This window comes from Streptomyces abyssomicinicus (genome assembly GCF_008974245.1).
Lineage (GTDB): Bacteria > Actinomycetota > Actinomycetes > Streptomycetales > Streptomycetaceae > Streptomyces > Streptomyces abyssomicinicus.
In genome coordinates, this window is sequence record NZ_BBZI01000005.1 from 1,096,759 (window position 1) to 1,116,156 (window position 19,398).

Here is a 19,398-nt window from a genome sequence, read left to right on the forward strand (position 1 = left end):
GGGGTTCCCGGTGCCGGGAGGATGCAGGGGGAGCGGCGCCTGTGACGGCCCTGTGGGGGCGGGCGGTGCGCCGGAGGGTCGAGCCTCGGTCGCCCGCCGCCGCCCACGGGTGTCAGGGGGGCGGGGTTCGCCCACCGGGGTGGCCGGGGGCCACGCTCCCGTTCGTTAGGATCGGCACCCTGATGACTGCCACCCTCGTCGCCAAGGAACTCGCCGCCGGACACGGTGACCGCACCCTCTTCACCGGACTCGACCTCGTCGTCGCGCCCGGAGACGTGATCGGTCTCGTGGGAGCCAACGGCGCAGGCAAGTCCTCGCTGCTCCGCCTGCTCGCCGGACTCGACCGGCCCGAGGAGGGCGAGCTCCGGCTCTCCCCGCCCACCGCCACCGTCGGCCACCTGCCACAGGAACCCGAGCGCCGCGCGGGGGAGTCCGTGCGGGAGTTCCTCGCCCGCCGCACGGGGGTCGCCGACGCCCAGACCGCGATGGACGCCGCGACCCAGGCGCTGGTCGACGGCGCACCCGGTGCCGACGACGCCTACTCGGAGACCCTGGAGCGCTGGCTCGCGCTCGGCGGCGCCGACCTGGACGAGCGGGCCGACGAGGTCGCTGCCGACCTCGGCCTGACCGTCGGCCTCGACCTTCCGATGACCGCCCTCTCCGGCGGGCAGGCCGCACGCGCCGGACTGGCCTCGCTGCTCCTCTCGCGCTACAACGTCTTCCTCCTCGACGAGCCCACCAACGACCTCGACCTCGACGGTCTGGAACGCCTGGAGCGCTTCGTCTCCGAGCTGCGGGCCGGCACCGTCGTGGTCAGCCACGACCGCGAGTTCCTGATGCGCACGGTCACCAAGGTCCTGGAACTGGACCTCGCCCAGCAGCAGATCAACCTCTACGGCGGCGGGTACGCCTCCTACCTGGAGGAACGCGAACGCGCCCGCACCCACGCCCGCGAGGAGTACGAGGAGTACGCCGACAAGCGCTCCGCGCTCGAAGGCCGTGCCCAGATGCAGCGGGGATGGATGGACAAGGGCGTCAAGAACGCCCGTCGCAAGGCCACCGACAACGACAAGATCGGCCGCAAGTTCCGCAGCGAGGCCAGCGAGAAGCAGGCGGCCAAGGCCAAGCAGACCCAGCGCATGATCGAGCGCCTCGACGTCGTCGAGGAGCCCCGCAAGGAGTGGGAGCTGCGGATGGAGATCGCCTCGGCGCCGCGCTCCGGCTCCGTGGTGGCCACCCTTCGCGACGCCGTCGTCACCCGGGGTGACTTCTCGTTCGGTCCGGCCACCCTGCAGATCGACTGGGCCGACCGGGTCGCCATCACCGGCGCCAACGGTGCGGGCAAGTCCACCCTGCTCGCCGCCCTGCTCGGCAGGCTGCCGCTGGACACAGGCCACGCATCGCTCGGATCGGGCGTCGTGGTGGGCGAGGTGGACCAGGCGCGCAAGCTCTTCCACGGCACGGAGAGCCTGCTGGACGCCTTCTGCGCCGCCGTCCCCGAGACAGAGCCCGCCGAGGTGCGCACGCTCCTCGCCAAGTTCGGCCTGCGCGCCGCTCATGTGCTGCGGCCCGCGACCACGCTCTCGCCCGGCGAGCGCACCCGCGCGGGTCTCGCCCTGCTCCAGGGCAAGGGGGTCAATCTGCTGGTCCTGGACGAGCCGACCAACCACCTCGACCTGCCGGCCATCGAGCAGCTGGAGTCGGCGCTGGAGGTGTACACCGGGACGCTGCTGCTGGTGACCCACGACCGGCGCATGCTGGACTCGGTGCGCACCACGCGCCGGGTCGAGGTCGTCGACGGCAAGGTCACCGAGGCCGGCTGAACGGGGAGGGCCCGCCTCTCCCCGCCCGGCCGGCGGTCTCGCTCACCTCCCGGGGACCTCCGGTGCCGTCGGCGGCTCGGCAGGCGTCGGCGCGGGCGGCTCGAAGAGCACGGCCCGGGCCACGGACGGGGCGAACAGGCTGCTGACCGGTGCGCAAAGGCCCAGTACGGAACGGAAGGCGGGCCCCACCACGGGGTCACCGGGGTAGCGTTCCAGGACGCGCCGCAGATACAGGTCCGCGATGCGGTCCGCCGGCCCGGCCGCCACGGCGTTGCCCACCGCGCCCGGCATCGACCGGTCGGACCCGGCCGAGATGTCCCACGCCTGCCTGGACGCCGCGAGCAGCGCCTTCTGCACGCGCCGCGTCGTGGCGGGCCGACGCGGATCGGCCAGTGCGTCGCGCAGGACGACCGCGCTCATCGCGGCGACGGCCATGCCCTGACCGTAGATCGGGTTGAACGTGCACAGGGCGTCGCCGATGGCGAGGAATCCGGCCGGACGGCGGCCGGGAAGGTCGTAGCGGCGGCGGATGTTCGCGGTCCGCCGGAACGCGAACGCGGGAGTCAGCGGTTCGGCCTCGTCCAGCCATCGGTGCAGGAGCGGATGCGGCAGCCTCTTCCTGACGTACGTCACGAACTCGTCGCCGCCCGTGGGCGGTTCGTCGCCGCGGAGCCCCGAGACGACGACCACGTGGGTGCCGTCCTCCAGGGGCAGCGCACCACCGGCGTAGACCTGGGCGGGACTGGGGTAGACGTAGTAACCGCGGGTGTCGCCGTCCAGGACGCCGTTGCGGCCGCGGTACACGCGGGAGGAGTACGCCAGGCCCGTCTCGATGGTCTCCTCGCGCACGGCCTCGGCTCCGACGGCCGTCAGCCATTGCGGAGCCTTCGTCCCCGCGCCGGAGGCGTCGACGACCAGGTCGGCTTCGAGGACCTGTCGCGTCCCCCGGGCGTCACCGGAGCGCTCGCGGACCAGGACGCCCCGCACCCGCCGGGCGTCACCGCGAAGGCCGAGGACCTCGGTCTTCTCCGCCACGCTGATCAACGGGTTGGCGAGGACGCGCCGCCGCACCAGCTCCTCCAGTTGAACACGGGAACCGGTGTAGATGTGCGTCGTCGCGGCAAGCCTCCTGAACCAGCGCCCGTCCTGCTGCTGCACCAGGTCCGACGGCATGCCCACGCGCGGCGCACCCGCCGCCCGCAGCTCCGCGACGAAGCCGGGAAGCAGCGACTCCAGGGCCACCTGCCCGCCCTCCAGCAGGACATGCGGATGCCGGGCCTGCGGCACCCCGGGCCGCGGCCCGGTACCGGCCGGGAACCGGTCCCGTTCGACGATGGTCACCCGGTCGGCGTGCCCGGCGAGGACGTGAGCGGCGAGCAGCCCTGCGAGGCTCCCGCCCACCACGACCGCGTGCCGATCTTTGTTCCTGTCCGAACGACCTGTCCTCCGTGCGGAATCCACCGATGCGTCTCCCCTGCTGCTCGTCGTCGGAAGGCCCAGTATCGCGCTCGGCGGGGTGATTTGACAGGTTTTCAGGTGTTGATCCCCTCCTCGATGCGCTCAACCACCCCGGGGCGGACGCCGGAGCGGCACGCGGCATCGGGGTCCCGTGGGGGATCGCGCCGCGGCAGGCGTGGCCTGCAGCGGGACCGGAGACGTCGCGCACCGCTCGGCGCGCGATCCGGGACAACGCGTCAGCGCACGTCACCCCGGGTGGGCCGGCCTGACGTCATTCGCCGCGGTAGACAGGGAAGACGATGTGCTCGCCGTAGTCCACGCCGCGCAGGTCTCGCAGGAGGTCCATGTCGTCGACGGAGATCTCGAAGTCGACTTCGGCGTTGGACCGCATGTGCTCGGGGTTCGCCGTCTTCGGCAGCGACACGGTGCCCAACTGCAGGGTGTAGCGGATGCACAGCTGGGGGACGGACACTCCGTACCTCTCCGCGATCGCCCGGACCTGGGCGTTCTTCAGGATCGCGCCGTGGGCGATCGGCGAGTACGCCTCGACCAGGATCCGCTTGCTCCGGCAGTAGGCCAAGAGGTCGGTGGGGGTGTTGCCGGCATGCACGAGCAACTGGTTCACATGCGGGACGACCGACGCGCCCTGCAGGACGTTCTCCAGGTCGTGCTGCCGGAAGTTGGAGACCCCGATGGCTCGGATCTTGCCGGCCTGGTGGGAGTCCTCCAAGGCACGCCATGCCTCGCGGTTGCCCTGCGCGTAGTCGCCGCCGCGGAAGTCGTCCCACGGCTGAGGGCTGTGGATCAGCATCAGGTCGATGTGGTCCAGGCCCAGCTTCTCAAGAGAGCCGTCGATCGCGATGAGGGCTTGGTCGTAGTCCTTGATCTCCGCAGCCAGCTTGGTCGACACGAACAGCTCGTCGCGGGGCACTCCCGATGCGCGCACCCCCTCGCCGACGCCCCGCTCGTTGCCGTATGCCTGGGCGGTGTCGATGTTGCGGTAGCCGATCTCCACGGCTGCGCGGACCGCGTCGGCCACTTCGTCGTCGTGGATGAACCAGGTGCCGAGGCCCAGCTTGGGGATCTCGACGCCGCCTGTCAGCGTGTAGGTCTCGTCCAGGATGGTCATGTGTTCGCTCCTTCTTCGGCAGCTGCCGCCGCACCTGTCGGTGACTGGCTCGAGCCATTCGTTGCTGACGTGTTCGCCCGGCTCGATGGTCTCCCCACGGGGAAGAGCTGATGCTCGGCGCAGAGCGTTCGGAGCCTGGAACGGCGTCGGTCTTCACGGACGGGCCATGGCGTCAGCGATCTCGGAGTCGGTACGACCCCGGGTTTCGGGCACCTTGCGGGCGATGAAGAGAAGTCCCAGCAGACAGAGAGCGGCGAAGAGCCAGAAGGTCTGACCCTCGCCCAGCGTCTGTACCAGATGCAGGAAGAACTGGTTGACCAGGAAGTTGCAGATCCAGTTCACGGCCGTGCACAGGCTCGCGCCGCGTGCGCGTACCCGCGGCGGGAACAGCTCGGAGACCAGCAACCAGATCACCGGGCCGGCGCCGATCGCGAAGAAGGCGACGTATCCGAGCAGGCAGACCAGGGCGATCACACTCTGTCCGGAGACGTCCCAGACGAAGCAGGCGCCCAGCGGGACCAGCGTCGCGAGCATTCCCCCCATGGAGAGCAGGAGCAGCGGGCGCCGGCCCCACCGATCGACCAGACGGGCGGACACGAAGGTCATGAGCAGGTTGAGGGCGCCGATGAACACCGAGTAGAGGATCGCGTTCGACGCCGACAGGCCGGTGGTCTTGATGACGGTCGGGGCGAAGTACAGCACGGCGTTGATCCCGCACAGCTGCTGCAGCGCGCACAGCGCGGCGCCGATGATCAGGGCCGGGCGGGCGGTGGAGGTGAACAGGTCGGTGACGGAGACAGGACGCTCGTCGCCGACGGACTCGGTCCGGCTCCCGACCCGCCCCTTGCGGTGCCAGGCCGGGGACTCCCGCAGAGTGGGGGACAGGAGCAGGAACAGCGCGACGCCCACGGCGCCCGCGCCGAACATCCAGCGCCAGTCGCCCGAGGCGGAGAGGATCAGGGCGATGACGTAGGACAGGAGCAGACCGAGGGTGAGACCGAGCTGGTTGAGCAGGCCCATGCGGCCACGGTTGCGTGCGTCGGAGATCTCCGAAAGGTAGACCGGAACCAGGGCCGACGCGATGCCCGCTGCCAGGCCCTGCGTGATGCGGCCGGCCAGGAACAGCGCGAAGCCGGGAGCCAGCGCGCAGGCGAGGAGACCGAGGCCGAAGAGCAGCCCGCTGAGGAGCAGGATGCGGCGGCGGCCGATGCGGTCGCTGATACGCCCGGAGGTGAGGGCACTGAGGGCGGCGCCGAGCAGGAAGGAGGAGACGGCGAAGCTCTGCCGGCTGGTCGACAGGTCGAAGTGCGGGACGTAGAACAGCTGCGCACCGGCCACGATGCCGCTGCTGTAGCCGTAAAGCACACAGGTCAGCGCGGCGGTCACGCCCGCCAGCAGCCATACCTCGGCTTCGGCGCCGGACCCGTGGGCGTCGGGCCCTGGGCCGTTCGCGTCACTCGTGCTGCTCATGAGGCGTCTCGCGGCCGTTCCTGCTCCGGGGGACACCAGCGGCCGCCGGTGACGAGGCGGTCGGCCCCGGCCGGTCCCCAGCTGCCGGCCGGATGGGAGAACGGTCCGCTCACGGGATCCAGGACGTCGCCGACGACCGCGTGCTCCTGGCCGACAGGAGGGGCGGAGGACGGAGGGTTCATCGCTGTGGCCTTCCTCGTCTCTGTCTGCGTCGCCTATCACGGACCGGACGCGGACTCCGGCGGTCGTCCCGCCGAGGGAATTCGGTACGGCATGGGAGGACGGCGCCGAGAGCCCAGGGCCGACACGCGTACGACGGCGCCGGACAGCCGGCCCGGCCGCACGCGTGCGTACGCGCGTTCACATACCGAGCGCTCGGCGCGTCGCATACGGTCGGAAAACCAGGCGATCGCGACGCGCGGTACGGCTGTCGGTGCCACCGATCGGGACCGCAGCACCGTCGACACGGGAAGGCGTACTGGCGCTCATGCTCCGACGCTAGGCAGAACCGAGCGGCTTCGCACGCCGGGGAGGGCGTTCGCCGCTGCCTCACGGGTCCGGCGCCGGCGACTCCGACACCGCGGTGCGGGTTCGTCGAGGAGGCAGGCCGCCGCCGCTGGACGCCGTGCCGCCGCCGGCGAGGGCTCCGGTCGAGGGTGACCGCAAGCCAGGGCGGGGCGGCGGGCCTCATCCCGATCCCCGACCGCGCCGCCCAAGGCCTCGGGCACGATGGAGACACGAGGAGAGGGGGACGAAGAGCGGGAGGCATCGGCGCTCGGCAGCGAGCCGGAGGACGGGGCATCGCCCGGCGACGAGCAGGACGACGTGACGAGGAGGGCCCCGGCGACGGGCCCGAGGAGGGGACTTCATGACGGCACCCGACACACCCGGTACGGCCGCTGCGGAGAACGTCAACGCCGCGGTGTGGCACACCTACGGGGCACACCACCTCGACCGGGCCACGCCCCTGCCCGAGGTGGACGAGATCGCCTGGGGCCCTGCGGGAACAGGGCCGGGAGACGCTGTCCTCGGTGACCTGACGGGCCTGCGCGTGCTCGACCTGGGCTGTGGCCCGGGCCGTCACGCCGCCCACCTCGCGCGTGCCCGTCACGCCGCCGTGGACGCCGTCGATCTCTCACCGACTCAGATCGAGCGGGCACGGGTACGCTACGACGGCCTGCCCGGCCTGCGGTTGATCCAGGCCGACGCCGTCGCACATCTGCGCGCTTCGGCGCCGTACGACGTGATCTACTCCCTGTCCGCCGTCCACTTCGTCGACCCGCACCGACTGCTGCCCGCCCTGGCGGTCGCCCTCAGGCCCGGCGGACGGCTGTACTTCACCGTGCTGCACACCAACTCGGCCGGGCACGGCCCCTCTTCGGAGGTGAAACCCCGCCCGGAGAACCTGCGCCTGGCCGGCGGCGGCGACCTGACCGTGCACATGTGGGTGCTCACCCCGGAGCTGTGGACGGATCTGCTCGCGCAGTACGGGCTGCGCGCCGAGGAGGTCACCGTGCTGGACGCGTCCGAGGCGGGCAACCATGCCTCGTACCGGCTCTTCCAGGTCCGCAGGCCGGTGCGGATCACCTCTCGTCCACGTACGGCCCAGCCACCCGTCGCGCACGCGGCGGCGGGAGTCGGCGCGGTGTTGGCGGGACCGCGCGGTCTGCTGCTCGGCCGCCACCGGCGGGGGACGCTCGAGTTGCCCGGCGGCACGGTGGAGCCGGGCGAGCCGCTGGAGGAGACGGTGGTGCGCGAACTGGCCGAGGAGACCGGTCTGCGCGCAGACCCGGCCGACGTGCGCCTGCTGGGCATGCTCCTGGACCAGGTCGGCGACGTCGTCCGGATCACGTTCGGCGCGCTCGTCACGCGGTGGAGCGGCGAGCCCGCCGACCAGCCGGGCGAGCGGGTCGGAGACTGGGGGTGGTGGCCGCTGGACGGGCTGCCGCCGGGCCTGTTCGAATGCAGCGCCCAGATCCTCACCGCATGGCGCCCCGACCTGCCCATCGACCATCCCCCCGCCCACTTCACCTCCTTCGCCGACCCGCGCGAATCCGGTCAGGACGTCCACGGCCGAATGGGGAAGTAGCGGCTGGCGCCACCCGGAGACTCTCCCGTGCGGCCTTCCGGAGACGACGGCGGCTGACGCCCGGTGCCGTACACGGGTCGAGGTCTGCCGGTTCGACGAGGCGCTCACGGCCCGCAGTGGACTCCTGGTCGATCGCCCTGGTCGGGGGCTGCCCTCCGGTGGCACCATCTGGGGGATGCCCCCTTCCCTTCAGGTCGGTCCGTACACCGTCACCGCGCTCGCCGACGGCGTGGGCCCCTTCTTCTCCCCCCGGTCGGAGGCGTTCCCCGACGCCACCACCGAGCAGTGGGCGGCGGCCGACCGGCTCGATCCCGGCGCGCTCGACGCCGAGGGGCGCTGGCGGCTCCAGTTCCGCGCGTTCGCGATCCGCAGCGACCGGGGCGTGACCCTGGTCGACGCGGGGATCGGCCCGGCGGACAGCCCGGCGGCCTCGTGGGCGCCCGTACCCGGGGCGCTCCCCGCCTCGTTGGCCGCCGCGGGTATCGAACCGTCCGACGTGGACACCGTGGTGCTCACGCACCTCCACACCGACCACGTTGGCTGGGCCGTCGTCGGCGGCGAGCAGGCACGACCGTTCTTCCCCAACGCCGCGTACCTGCTGCAGCGGGCCGAACTCGATGCGCTCGAGGAGATCAACCCGCAGCTGCGGTCCACCGTGATCGACCCGCTCCGAAGGGGCGGTCATCTATGGCTGCTGGACGGCGACACCTCGCTGCGCGGCGGCGAGCGGGTGCTCGCCACGCCCGGTCACACACCCGGACACCAGAGCGTGCTCGTGGAGTCCGGGCGCGAACTGGTCGCCGTCACCGGTGACCTGCTCGTGCACGCGATCCAGGTGCTCCACCCCGAACTCGCCTACGCCCACGAAATGGACCCTGGGCAGGCAAGGGCATCGAGGGAACAGGTGCTCCGGAGCCGCACAGAGGACACCCTCCACCTCGCGACCCCGCACCTGACCGAGCCGTTCATCACCCGTTGACCACCCGGCGGCCGGCGTGGCGGCTCGGAGCACGCAGGTTCGCGGCAGCCCGCTACAGCTGCGCCTGGGCCATGCCAGGGCCTGCTCACCTTCATCGGTCACCCTCCGTGGGCTTTCCCTGACCCTTTGTCAGTGGCGCCTGCCAGGATGGGCGCTCAAGGGGAAGGCTGTCGCGAGGGGGAGGCTTACATGCCTTGGGTACGGTCGTATGTGCGCTCCGACGGGAGACGGGTCCGCGGACACTCGTGGTGGGCTCCGGGGGCTCGACGGGAGCTGATGATCCTTGCCGAGGCGGCACTCGCAGCGGTGGGGTTGTTCCCCTCGCCGGAGGCGGACCGGTGAGCCCTCGGCGTCGACGGCGTCCCAGCAGGCGGCGGCAGCAGCAGGAGGCCCAGCTGCTCGGCATGGTCGGGGTGGCGGTCGTCGCCGTGGTCCTGATCGTGACGGTGGTGAACTGGTTGGTGGCGCACTGGTGGGTGCTCCTGGTCGCCCTCGCTCTCGCGGTGCCGGCGGGCGTCGGGTGGTGGCACAGCCGGCAGCAGCGGATCCGATGGGAGGCCGCGCGGGCCCAGGCCCTGCGCTACGGGCTGGCCCAGCTCGACGCGCTGCACCACTCACGGTTCGAGGACGCGATCCGGGACCTGATGCACCGGGACGGCTGCCGGGACGCCCAGAGGGTCGGCGGCCGCGGCGACCTGGGGGCGGACGTGAAGGCCACGGACCCCTTCGGCCGACGCTGGGTGATCCAGTGCAAGCACCGCCGTGCAGGGGCCCAGGGTTCTGCCGTGGGTACCCCGGATCTGCAGGTGCTCAACGGCACCGCCCGGCAGGTACATGGTGCGGATGTCGCGGTGATCGTGACGAACGGCCGGGTGAGCGGGCCCGCGGTGGCGTTCGCGAAGCAACAGAAGCTGCATGTCGTGGATCGTCAGACGCTGGCCGCCTGGGCGTCGGGATCGCGTCCGCTGTGGGAGCTGCTGCGCGCCGTGCCGCCTCCGAGGCGCCCGACAGCTCTGGGCTGAGCCCGCGACCTGCCGTCCCGTGCGTGGGGTTGCGGCCCGTGTCCGGGGGACCTGGCGATCGACGGGTCAGGTCGCCCCGCCCGGCAGGGCGCGGGTGTGCCCGGCGCCGCGTTCGACGGCGGAGTGCCGGATCCGCTGCGGACCACAGCCTGTCGGCGCGGCGGCGCGACCGCGCGGCGAAGGATCAGTACCTCCGCGTTCCTCACGCCGGCCCGCCCGGCGCGTCGGTCGGGCAGTGCGTGAAGCGGTGGACGCTCCGGGGGTTCAGCCGGTAACCGGGGCGGCCCTGGATGACGGCGTCCTGGCCGATGCCCAGGTCCGCGACCTCGCCGAGGCGTTCCTGACAGGCCATGCGGAATCGGCGCACCGTCTGTGCGAGCGCCGCGGCGGTGCGGCCGGTGCGCTCCGCCAGCTCGCCGGCGGAGAGGTACGGCGGCTCGGTCCCGGCCGCGCGGTGCCGCTCCCAGTCCTGGCCGAGCACGCGCAGGACGTCGACGAGGGGCTGAGGTGTGCGCTCGTGGACGGTGACGCCCTCGATCGACAGCAGGGGCCCGTAGAGCGCGACTTCCAGGCGGTTCGGGTCGGGCAGGTGCTCGTCGTCCAGGTCGAGGGAGAGGAACTCGGGCGCGAGGTGTGCGGCGCGCAGCCCGATGTACCGGCTGAGCAGTTGGCCCCGCTCGGTGCCGCGGGGCGCCTGGAGGTAGTCGGACACGACGCCGAGCGCCTCCGGCAGGACCGGGCGCAGATCGCGCAGGTAGCGGGCGACCCACTCCACCGCCGTGCGCCTGCCGTGCAGCCGGGCGTGCAGGACGGCCGTGTCCAGCAGGACGAGCGCGGCGCAGGCGTGGAGTCCGGCATGGGAGAGGCGGTCGTGCAGCGTGGCGGCCGTGGCGACCAGCGCACCCGGCTTCACCCGGACGCGGTAACCGCGCAGCATCCGGTGCCAGTTCTCGTACGCCGTGAGGTGCGCGCTCCCTCGCTCCGCGGGCTCCAGGTACCGGTCGCCCAGCTGCCGGAAGATCCTGGGGTAGGGCGACTGCCGGTAGGCGGCCCAGCCGAAGGCGAAGACGTCGAGCGCCGCGTCGAAGTCCCGCCGTGCGCCGTACCGGGCGGCGGACAGCAAGGACTCGCTCGCGCGGACGTAGCGCAGGAGCAGTGCGCGGTCCCGCTCGGTCAGCTCCGTCGGACGCAGAGCGGCGGACTCGACGAAGGTGCTGTACCGGCCGCTCCGCACGTCCCCGAGGTGGAAGGCGAAGGGCCGCCCCTCGCCCGGCCCTGACGCCGTCGGCGCGTGCTCGGCGAGCACCTTCTCCACGTAGGAGCGCTGCGCCTCCAGTTCGGCCGCGGCCTCCTCCCGGCGTCCGGCGAGCAGGTGGGCGACGACGAGGTCGGTGTGCAGCCAGGAGGCGTCGGCGTAGTAGCGGTACTTCCGGTAGCGCTCCAGGGACGACCGGAACAGCGGCACCGCACGCTCAGGATCGTCGCCGGCGGCCGCGGCGAGGCCCTCGCGCCACAGCGTGAAGGAGACCCGGGCGAAGGCATCGGGCTCCGCCGCCAGGCCTGCCGCGGCGGCCAGCCGGGCGAAGGCCGCGGGGAACACGGAGTCGGCGTAACCGGCCCATCCCTGGCTGAAGTGGTCGGCCACCTCGACCAGCAGGTCGAGCGAGCGCTCCCGCACGGCGCGGTCGAGGAGGCCGATCAGCTCCTCGGTCCTGGGGAGGATCCTGCCGGTGTGGAGGAACGAGGTGTCGACGTACCTCGCGGCCGTCGCCAGCAGGGTGGGCGCGGCCGACTCCCCGCCCTCCGCGCGGGCGCAGAGTTCGCCGAGCACGAGCAGCAGCGCGACATCGTGCTCCTCGGCCTGCCGCAGGTCGGAGGCGGGCACGTCCACGACCTCGCTCACCACGGCCCGCCGGCCGCCGGCTGCGTGCTCCTCCAGCATGCGGTGTCGCTCGGCCACGCTGCTCATCTTCGTCGTCCCGTCGTCGCACGCCCGTGTCGTCGCGCCGTGAGGACCGGGCGTTCATGGCTGCGCGTCACGTCATCGTAGACGGCCTGGATGACGCGGCCCCCCGAGAGTCTGGACCGGAATGTCAATACAAGGCATCTCGATGACAAGGGAGAGTCATCGTGCGTATTCTGCATGACACTTCGAGGAGTGGTGTCCGAAGTCAGGCCGCTCCGTCACGTGGTGCAGGGGGTTCCGTGGTGTCTTGTGCCGGTCGGCTGCCGGGCAAGGAGAAAGCGAGGCTGGTCAGGGACGCGGCCGGTGTCGGTCTGGCGGTCGGCGCCTACGGGCTGTCCTACGGCGCGCTGGCCGTCGCCGGCGGCCTGACGGTCGCTCAGACGCAGTTCCTGTCACTCGTCCTCTACGGCGGGTCGGCCCAACTCGCCCTGGTCGGGACGCTCGCGGCCGGCGGAGGCGGACTCGCCGCGTCCGCGACGGCGGCCCTGCTCGGGGTGCGCGGCCTCTTCTACGGTGTGAGCCTGCGGCCGGTTCTCGGTCTGCGGAGGGCGGCCCTGCTGCCGGCCGCGCACCTGCTGAGCGACGAGAGCGCGGCGATGGCGATCGCCCGTCGGACGCCTCCGGAGCGCCGCGCGGCCTACTGGGTCACCGGCTCCGTGGTGTTCCTCTGCTGGAACCTGGCCACGCTGGCCGGGGCCCTGTCCGGCTCCCTGCTCGCGGACCCGGAAGCCCTCGGGTTCGACACGGCCTCCTCGGCCGCGTTCCTGGCGCTCGTGGCGCCCCGGCTGCGGGAGCGGGACGGGCGGCTGGTCTTCGCGGCGGCGGCCGTGGTGGCGACGGCCGTGGCCCCCTTCGCCGGTTCGGGTCTGCCGGTGCTCGCCGCCGGCCTCACCGTGCTGGGCCTCGCGCTGCTGCCGCCGGCGGAGGCCGGTGGCGCCAAGCGGAGGACGATCCCCACGCGGCACGGGGGCGCGGCATGAGCTGGTCGTGGATCCTGCTCGCGGCGGCCGCCTGCTATCTGCTGAAGCTGGCAGGCCTGCTGGTGCCCGCGCGTGTGCTCGGCCGGCCGTCGGTGGCCCGCGTCACCGGCGCGGTGCCGGTCGCGCTGCTCGCGGGGCTCATCGCCACGCAGACCTTCGTCTCCGACCAGCGCCTGCTTCTCGACGCCCGCGTGGCCGGACTCGCCGTCGCGGCCCTCGCCCTGTGGCGGCGGGCACCGTTCCTGGTCGTGGTGGTCGCGGCGGCCGCCACCACCGCCGGCCTGCGACACCTGGGCGTGGGCGCGTGAGGCGACGGTTCCGGCCGGAGGAGACCGGGGCCCGCCGCCACCTCGTCGGGGCGGGGGGCTGACCGTGCCCGTCCTGTGCGTCGTCGCCTCCGTGCTGCTCCAGGCGGGCGTGTACGGGTTCGTGTCCGGCACCCTGGACTCCGGCTACAGCCTCGCCCTGTCCTGTGCCGGGTTCGCCTCCGCCGCCGTGCTGTTCAACGCGGTGCTGCTGGTCCGCCGGCCGCGTGGCGCGGCACGGGGCGCGGCACGGGGCGCGGCCGTTCCGGGCCGCGCAGGGCGTGCTCCCGGGCTGATGCTGGCGCTGAACGCCGTCACGGCCGCCACCTTCCTCAGCTTCTACGCCGGCCTGACCTGGGTTCCGGCGACGGCGGCGACCGGGGTCGAGACCGCCGTCGGGCCGGTCGTGCTCGCGCTGTTCGGCCTGGCCGGCCATGCCCCCCGTGCCTCGGGGAGGGGCTGGTGCGCCGCCGGCCTGCTGGTGCTCCTCGGAGTCGCCGTCGCGCACCGGATCACCGCGGACGCCGGGTTGGGGCCGGGCCTGGTCGCGGGGCTCGCCCTGGTCGTGGTCGCGGGCTGCGGAGCGCCCGTGATCGCCCTGCTCTCCGTCGAGTTGGGGCGGCGCGGCGTCGATCCGGTGTACGTCACCGCGCATCGCTTCCACCTCACCTACCTGCTCGGCGGGGTGCTGCTGCTCGCCGTGGGAGGGCCCGGCGGGGACTGGGCCGGGCGGCTGCCGGGGACGATGCTCACCGGCGTTCTCGCGGTGACGCTGCCGCTGTACTGGTTGCAGTCCGGTCTGCAACGGACCGATCCGATGGTGGCGACGGTGCTGCTCACCACCCTGCCGGGTGCGACCTACCTCGCGGAGTGCGCCTTCCACGGTTCCTTCGACGCCGTCGCCCTGGCCCTGATCTGTGTGCTGGTCGCCGTCGCCGTGGGGTACGTGCGGGCCTCGGCGCGGGCGGAGTCCGGCCCGGCCGCGGCACGGCCGCCTCGCACGATCCGGAGGTGACCTGACCGGGCCCGACCTGACCGGGCCCGACCCGACCGGACCGGGACAGGACGGCGTTCGCGGACCGCGAGCGTCCCTCCGGGCCGGCCGGACGTCTGGTGACTGCGGTCACCACCGTGCGGCCGGCACGGAGATCCGGGTCAGCGCCCGGAGCGGTTGACGGCGGACAGGACGGCGTGGACGGAGGCGGTGAGCACCGAGGTGTCCAGGCCGGCGCCCCATCGGGTCACGTCGCCGACCCGGCACCGGGCGTAGGCGACGGCCGGGCTGTTCGGCCCGGTGGCGGTGGAGTGCTCCGTGTATCCGAGGATGTCGACGGCGACTTTGATGCCGGCCAAGGCGTCGGCGAAGGCGGACAGAGGTCCGTTGCCGGCCCCCTCGCAGCGCGCTTCGCGCCCGTCGGTGAGCAGGGTGCAGGTGAACCGGTGCTTGCCGGGCGTGAGTTCGGCGGTGGTCCAGGACTTCAGGGTGACCGGGCCGTCCAGGCCAGGAGCGAGGTAGGTGGCGCGGAACAGGTCCCACAGCTTCTTGTGCGACAGTTCCTCGCCGGTCGCGTCGGTCACCTCCTGCACCGTGCGGGAGAAGTCCGGACGCATGGCGCGGGGCAGGTCCAGGCCGTGGTGGATCTGGAGCAGGTGGGCGATTCCGCCCTTGCCGGACTGCGAGTTGATGCGGATGACCTCCTCGTAGGTGCGTCCGATGTCACCCGGGTCGATGGGCAGGTAGGGCACCGCCCAGGGCGCCTGGTCGGCCGGGACGCCGAGTTCGGCCGCCTGCTTGGCGTGGTGGGCCAGGCCCTTGGAGATCGCGTCCTGGTGGGTGCCGGAGAAGGCGGTGTGGACGAGGTCGCCGCCGTAGGGGTGGCGCGGGTGGACCGGCAGCCGGTTGCAGTGCTGCACGACCTCGCGCACCGCGTCGATGTCGGAGAAGTCGATCATCGGGTTGACGCCCTGCGCGTACAGGTTCAGAGCCAGGCTCACCAGGTCGACGTTGCCGGTGCGCTCCCCGTTGCCGAACAGGCAGCCCTCGACGCGTTGCGCGCCCGCCAGGACGGCGAGTTCGGCGCAGGCGACGCCGGTGCCGCGGTCGTTGTGCGGGTGCACCGAGAGGATCACGGCGTCGCGGCGTGCGAGGTGGCGGTCCATGTACTCGATCTGGTCCGCGTACACGTTGGGGGTGGCGATCTCGACGGTCGCCGGCAGGTTGTGCACCACGGGCCTGCCGGGGTCGGCGTCCCACAGCTCGGTCAGGCCGTTGCACACCTCCAGGACGAAGTCCGGCTCGGTGAGGTTGAAGACCTCGGGCGAGAACTCGAACCGGATGTCGGCGTGCGGGTGTTCCTCGGCGCGGCGCATCAGGTGGGTGGCGGCCTCGTGGATCAGGGCGTGCACCTCGGCGCGGGAGCGGCCCAGCACGACGTCCCGCCAGGCGGGAGCGGTGGCGGTGTAGAGGTGGACGAGGGCGCGGGGCAGCCCCGCGACGGAGGCGATGGTCCGGTCGATCAGGTCCATGCGCGCCGGGGTGAACACGGAGACGGTCACGTCGTCGGGCACGGCGTCCTCGGTGACCAGGTGCCGGACGAAGTCGAAGTCGGTCCGGCTGGCGGAGGGGTAGCCGACCTCGATCTCCTTGTAGCCCATGGTGACCAGGAGGTCGAACATCCGGCGCTTGCGTTCGGTGTCCATCGGTTCGGCCAGCGCCTGGTTGCCGTCCCTCAGGTCCACGGGCACCCACAGCGGGGCGCGTTCCAGCCTGCGTGAGGGCCAGGTGCGGTCCGTCAGCGGCAGGGGGACGCGCTCTTCCGCGGGCCGGTAACGGTGGTGTGGCATCGCGCTCGGACGCTGAGGGTTCCAGCGGGGTGCGTCCGCGGGGAGGTCGCCGTCGGGGGTACGCAGGGTGGGGAACGCCGTGCCGGTCGGGAGGGGGCTGGGAGTCATCGGTACAGTGCTTCCTTCGGTCGGCCGTTGGAGACCGGCTCAGCCCTGAACCCCGCCGCGGGGTGCCGGTCCTGGGTCAGGCCCCGCAGCGGCAGCCGAGGAGAAGAAACTCGCGCAGCGACATGCGAGTACCGTAGCGACAACTCAGGTCCTCAGACAACCTGAGAGGTACAGGAAGGTTCGAGCCCGTGTCACCAGGCGCCCTGCGTCCGTCCCCTCTGGTCGAACAGGCCACGGCCTACCTGCGCGAACAGATCACCAGCGGCGAATGGCCGGTGGGGACCAGGCTCCCGGGCGAGACCGCCCTGGCCAAGTCCCTCGGAGTGGGGCGCTCCACCGTCCGCGAGGCCCTGCGGGCCCTGGCGGGCGCGGGGCTGGTCCGGGCGCGCCAGGGCTCGGGGGTGTTCGTCATCGCGTCCACGCCCGAGGAGGACTGGTCCACGCAGCTCCGGCAGGCGGCCATCACCGACGTCTACGAGGTGCGCGCGCTCGTGGAGGCGGAGGCCGCGCAACTGGCGGCGCGGCGCCGCACCGACGAGGACGTGGCGGCTCTGCGGGAGGCGCTGGAAGCCCGCCGGACCGCCGGAACGCTCGGTGACGCCGCTTTCGTCAAGGCCGACATCGCGCTGCACGAAGCGGTGGTCGCTGCGGCACACAACCCCGTACTGACCGGTCTTTTCCGCAATTTCGTGCCCGTCCTCGAACAACGGCTACTGGACCTTGTGCAGTTGCTGGACCTGCGCGCTGAAGATCCGCACCACGGCGACGCGGGCCACGCCGCGCTGGTGACCGCGGTGGTGGAGGGCGACGCCGAGGCCGCCGGAGCCGCACTGCGCGGGGAACTGGACGCGACGCTCGCCTTGTTGCGCTCCGTGTGAAGGCACCGGTGCGGCGCGCGACGAACTCCTGGACGTCCTCCGCGCGTTCGCCGTCGGCCGCCGGACCGTCACGGCGACGGAGGACGGGGAACAGCGCCAAGCGCCCGGCTCCAGTCGGAACGTCCGGACGCGTGAGGGCGGCACGCCGTCGGCCGTGGGCGGCATGCCGCACCGGCCGTGGAGGTGCGGTAGGCAGGCCGTCGTTGCACGCCCATGGCCCGTCCATGGCCGAGCCGGCACGTCCCGCCGACCGTGACGCGGGCGGAGGTTGACTGTGGGCAAGGGGCGCTCGAAGATCACTGCGACAGCGAACAGGGCCGGGAGGACCATGCGCATGGCGGGTGGACAGGCGGGCGCGGCGGACGACGGGCCGCCGATACGCGTCGTCGTGGAGGACGCCGAGGAACGGAGCCTCCGCCGGGAGCTGCGCGACGGTGAGCTGTGCCCGCCGTCCAAGGGCCCCGGGGACCGACGGACGTGGCGTTTTCGGTGGGGGCTCGCGGTGGAGGCTCACGAGGACGCCTCGGTCTGGCGGCCTCTGGCCGGCGCGGACGGGGAACCGTCGCGTCCGCTGCCCGGCCTGCCGGAAGCCAGGAAGCAGTGGGACGCGGACCACCTGGGGGTGAGTGACGACGGCACGGTGGTGGCGGTCGCCCGCTGCCAGGAGTTCCTGACCGAACCGGAGGGGGCGGCAACGCCGGTGGACTGGGACGAGCTGTACCTGCTGCCTCCCGGCGCCTCCTCCTGGCAGCACCTGCCCACGCCCGGGACGGTTCGCCTGTGGGGCACGGTCGGACGGGAGGCCGGGGCTCTGCTCCTGGCCGGTGTGGTACGTGAGCGGAAGCAGGCGCGCACCGGGACGAGACCGGCCCTGTTCGCGCTGCGGACGGCCGACCGGCAGCTCACAGAGGTGCCCGTGGGCGAGTTCCGCGAACGGCGGCACTGGCGCGACCCGCTGCGCCTCTACCGCTACCGCCCGGAGTGGGCCGTGCCCCGCGTCGGTGACCTCCACCTGCGGGACGGTCTGCTCGCATACAGCGGTTCCACCGAGACCGTCGACCTCTACGTCTGGGACGACATCCACCGGCTGTACGTGATCGACCTGCGCGGGGGAGAGGCATCCACGGCGCAGCTGGGGCTCGGCCGCAAGGTGCTGGATCTGCGGGTCGGCGCGGACCGCGTGGTCCGCGCCGTGACCGACCGGCACCTGTACCTCCATCGGCCCGGCCGCGGCTGGCGGCGCAAGCGGCTGAGGCCGTTGCTCGGCCGGCTCGTCGAGGTGCACGGGCGGCCCGACGTGCGCTCGGTGAGCATCACGGACGATCAGATCCTGGTCTCCCTCCGCGGCGCCGTCGTCTCCCTCGCGCTCGACGGAACGCCGGGCGAGGTGGTGTACCGCTGGCCCGAGGAGGTTCGGGACCTCCGGCTCCTCGAGGGGCAACCGGACTGACGGGAGCCGGGGCCGGGGCCGGCGACGGCGACCGGCGAGCCCGGCCCGGTGGCGACATGCCGGCCTGGGACACGCGTCGTGGGGACGGGGGTTCCCACTTGCATACAAGCGCTTCACCGGTTGGTACGGTGCCGGATCGATCGATGACTTCCTCGAGGTCATTGAACCGGAGCATCGGGGACGTTCCCACCCTGGACGTGACGGCATGTCCGTCGAGGCGCGGCGATGCCGAACGCGCGTGGGAGCGCGCGAAGGGCGACGACCTCCAGGGCACGAAGCCCGGGCTGATCGCCTGGGGCATCGACTCCGCCGCGGACATCCTGTGCCGGGACACCTCGTCCGAGGACCCCGACAGGCGGCCGGTGCTTGTATGCAACAGGAACAACGACGGCTGGCAGCGCTACGACTGCGGCATGGTGGAGTTTCTGGTGAGGCTCCTCACCGCGGACCTCGGCCGTTGCCCAGCCAGGAGACCTGTCGCTGAGCCGCGTGCGTCGGCGAGGTCTCCGGCAAGCGCCCCTGCGCCGGGCGAGCGCGGAGAGAGGGGCCCGTTCCGGCTGGGTGGCCTTGGGGCCATGATCCGTCGGCACATCAGAATCAGCCACGCGAAGTCGCGGGTGCTCAGCAGGTGGATCACGCGTTACGTGCACGAGACCCGGTCGTGCCGGATGCCCAGCAGTCCCATTCCCCGAGATCAGCCCCGGGTGAAAGGGCTTTGCATTGCTGCGCCAGGCCACAGCCGCGTCTTCCGGTACAGGGAAAGATTCTGGCCCCCTGGCCCACCGGGGATTCGCTGCTCGCCGCCCGCACCTGCAACCAACTTGGTTTGCTTCATTGACATTTCCTTGAAACGCCGTAACTCTGGGAGCGCTCCCATAGTTGTTTCATCTGGAAGGA

14 protein-coding genes are annotated in these 19,398 nt (G+C 72.5%); 9 read left to right on the plus strand and 5 right to left on the minus strand.

All coding sequences use genetic code 11. From position 1 onward, the window contains the following. Positions 1-182 precede the first annotated feature (182 nt). Positions 183-1,823, plus strand: a complete 1,641-nt coding sequence (locus tag GBN72_RS04460; RefSeq protein WP_151770279.1) for an ABC-F family ATP-binding cassette domain-containing protein — start codon at positions 183-185, stop codon at positions 1,821-1,823. 42 nt (positions 1,824-1,865) lie between these two features. Here the strand turns inward: GBN72_RS04460 and GBN72_RS04465 are convergent, their stop codons facing one another. From GBN72_RS04465 to GBN72_RS04475, 3 genes are all read right to left on the minus strand, one after another. Further along, on the minus strand, positions 1,866-3,224 hold the full coding sequence (locus tag GBN72_RS04465) for an FAD-dependent oxidoreductase (protein WP_151770938.1): 1,359 nt from the start codon (positions 3,222-3,224) through the stop codon (positions 1,866-1,868). A 328-nt stretch (positions 3,225-3,552) separates the two neighbouring features. Continuing rightward, positions 3,553-4,410 (minus strand): aldo/keto reductase, encoded by an 858-nt coding sequence (locus GBN72_RS04470; RefSeq protein WP_151770280.1) that lies wholly within the window; start codon positions 4,408-4,410, stop codon positions 3,553-3,555. 153 nt (positions 4,411-4,563) lie between these two features. Next, complete coding sequence (locus tag GBN72_RS04475) at positions 4,564-5,880, minus strand: sugar porter family MFS transporter (RefSeq protein ID WP_151770281.1); 1,317 nt, start codon at positions 5,878-5,880, stop codon at positions 4,564-4,566. An 868-nt stretch (positions 5,881-6,748) separates the two neighbouring features. Here GBN72_RS04475 and GBN72_RS04480 point away from each other — a divergent pair. The 3 genes from GBN72_RS04480 to GBN72_RS04490 all read left to right on the plus strand — a co-directional run bounded on the left by GBN72_RS04480 (position 6,749) and on the right by GBN72_RS04490 (position 9,970). Then, positions 6,749-7,969, plus strand: a complete 1,221-nt coding sequence (locus GBN72_RS04480; protein ID WP_151770282.1) for a bifunctional class I SAM-dependent methyltransferase/NUDIX hydrolase — start codon at positions 6,749-6,751, stop codon at positions 7,967-7,969. A 175-nt stretch (positions 7,970-8,144) separates the two neighbouring features. After that, the gene (locus GBN72_RS04485) at positions 8,145-8,948 is read left to right on the plus strand and encodes an MBL fold metallo-hydrolase (protein ID WP_151770283.1); all 804 of its coding nucleotides are present in this window, start codon (positions 8,145-8,147) and stop codon (positions 8,946-8,948) included. Positions 8,949-9,352: 404 nt separating this feature from the next. Beyond that, a complete protein-coding gene (locus tag GBN72_RS04490) occupies positions 9,353-9,970 on the plus strand; it encodes a restriction endonuclease (protein WP_151770939.1) in 618 nt (205 codons plus the stop codon). Between the two features lie 202 nt (positions 9,971-10,172). Here GBN72_RS04490 and GBN72_RS33980 read toward each other — a convergent pair whose 3' ends face one another. After that, positions 10,173-11,939 carry a hypothetical protein gene (locus GBN72_RS33980; protein WP_176604103.1) on the minus strand — a complete coding sequence of 589 codons (1,767 nt, stop codon included), beginning with the start codon at positions 11,937-11,939 and terminating at the stop codon, positions 10,173-10,175. 236 nt (positions 11,940-12,175) lie between these two features. On the opposite strand from GBN72_RS33980, the gene GBN72_RS04500 reads away from it, so the two are divergent. From GBN72_RS04500 to GBN72_RS04510, 3 genes are all read left to right on the plus strand, one after another. Continuing rightward, positions 12,176-12,916, plus strand: coding sequence for an AzlC family ABC transporter permease (locus GBN72_RS04500; RefSeq protein ID WP_164540377.1), 741 nt, complete (start codon positions 12,176-12,178; stop codon positions 12,914-12,916). After that, positions 12,913-13,224 (plus strand): AzlD domain-containing protein, encoded by a 312-nt coding sequence (locus GBN72_RS04505; RefSeq protein ID WP_151770285.1) that lies wholly within the window; start codon positions 12,913-12,915, stop codon positions 13,222-13,224. Before GBN72_RS04500 ends, GBN72_RS04505 begins: the two co-directional genes overlap by 4 nt. A 64-nt stretch (positions 13,225-13,288) precedes the next feature. Then, positions 13,289-14,236, plus strand: a complete 948-nt coding sequence (locus GBN72_RS04510; RefSeq protein WP_151770286.1) for a hypothetical protein — start codon at positions 13,289-13,291, stop codon at positions 14,234-14,236. Between the two features lie 140 nt (positions 14,237-14,376). On the opposite strand, the gene leuA is transcribed toward GBN72_RS04510, so the two are convergent. Beyond that, complete coding sequence (gene leuA, locus GBN72_RS04515) at positions 14,377-16,173, minus strand: 2-isopropylmalate synthase (protein ID WP_151770287.1); 1,797 nt, start codon at positions 16,171-16,173, stop codon at positions 14,377-14,379. A gap of 188 nt (positions 16,174-16,361) precedes the next feature. Between leuA and GBN72_RS04520 the strand changes: the two genes are divergently transcribed. Then, complete coding sequence (locus tag GBN72_RS04520) at positions 16,362-17,051, plus strand: FadR/GntR family transcriptional regulator (protein ID WP_151770288.1); 690 nt, start codon at positions 16,362-16,364, stop codon at positions 17,049-17,051. A 334-nt stretch (positions 17,052-17,385) separates the two neighbouring features. Continuing rightward, complete coding sequence (locus tag GBN72_RS04525) at positions 17,386-18,501, plus strand: hypothetical protein (protein ID WP_151770289.1); 1,116 nt, start codon at positions 17,386-17,388, stop codon at positions 18,499-18,501. Positions 18,502-19,398: the final 897 nt, after the last annotated feature.

Bases quoted from the DNA above. Each gene is read 5' to 3' on its own strand.
- GBN72_RS04460 (WP_151770279.1), top strand. From the start codon at position 183: ATGACTGCCACCCTCGTCGCCAAGGAACTCGCCGCCGGACACGGTGAC.
- GBN72_RS04470 (WP_151770280.1), bottom strand. From the start codon at position 4,410: ATGACCATCCTGGACGAGACCTACACGCTGACAGGCGGCGTCGAGATC.
- GBN72_RS04475 (WP_151770281.1), bottom strand. From the start codon at position 5,880: ATGAGCAGCACGAGTGACGCGAACGGCCCAGGGCCCGACGCCCACGGG.
- GBN72_RS04480 (WP_151770282.1), top strand. From the start codon at position 6,749: ATGACGGCACCCGACACACCCGGTACGGCCGCTGCGGAGAACGTCAAC.
- GBN72_RS04485 (WP_151770283.1), top strand. From the start codon at position 8,145: ATGCCCCCTTCCCTTCAGGTCGGTCCGTACACCGTCACCGCGCTCGCC.
- GBN72_RS04490 (WP_151770939.1), top strand. From the start codon at position 9,353: ATGGTCGGGGTGGCGGTCGTCGCCGTGGTCCTGATCGTGACGGTGGTG.
- GBN72_RS33980 (WP_176604103.1), bottom strand. From the start codon at position 11,939: ATGAGCAGCGTGGCCGAGCGACACCGCATGCTGGAGGAGCACGCAGCC.
- GBN72_RS04505 (WP_151770285.1), top strand. From the start codon at position 12,913: ATGAGCTGGTCGTGGATCCTGCTCGCGGCGGCCGCCTGCTATCTGCTG.
- leuA (WP_151770287.1), bottom strand. From the start codon at position 16,173: ATGACTCCCAGCCCCCTCCCGACCGGCACGGCGTTCCCCACCCTGCGT.
- GBN72_RS04525 (WP_151770289.1), top strand. From the start codon at position 17,386: ATGGCGGGTGGACAGGCGGGCGCGGCGGACGACGGGCCGCCGATACGC.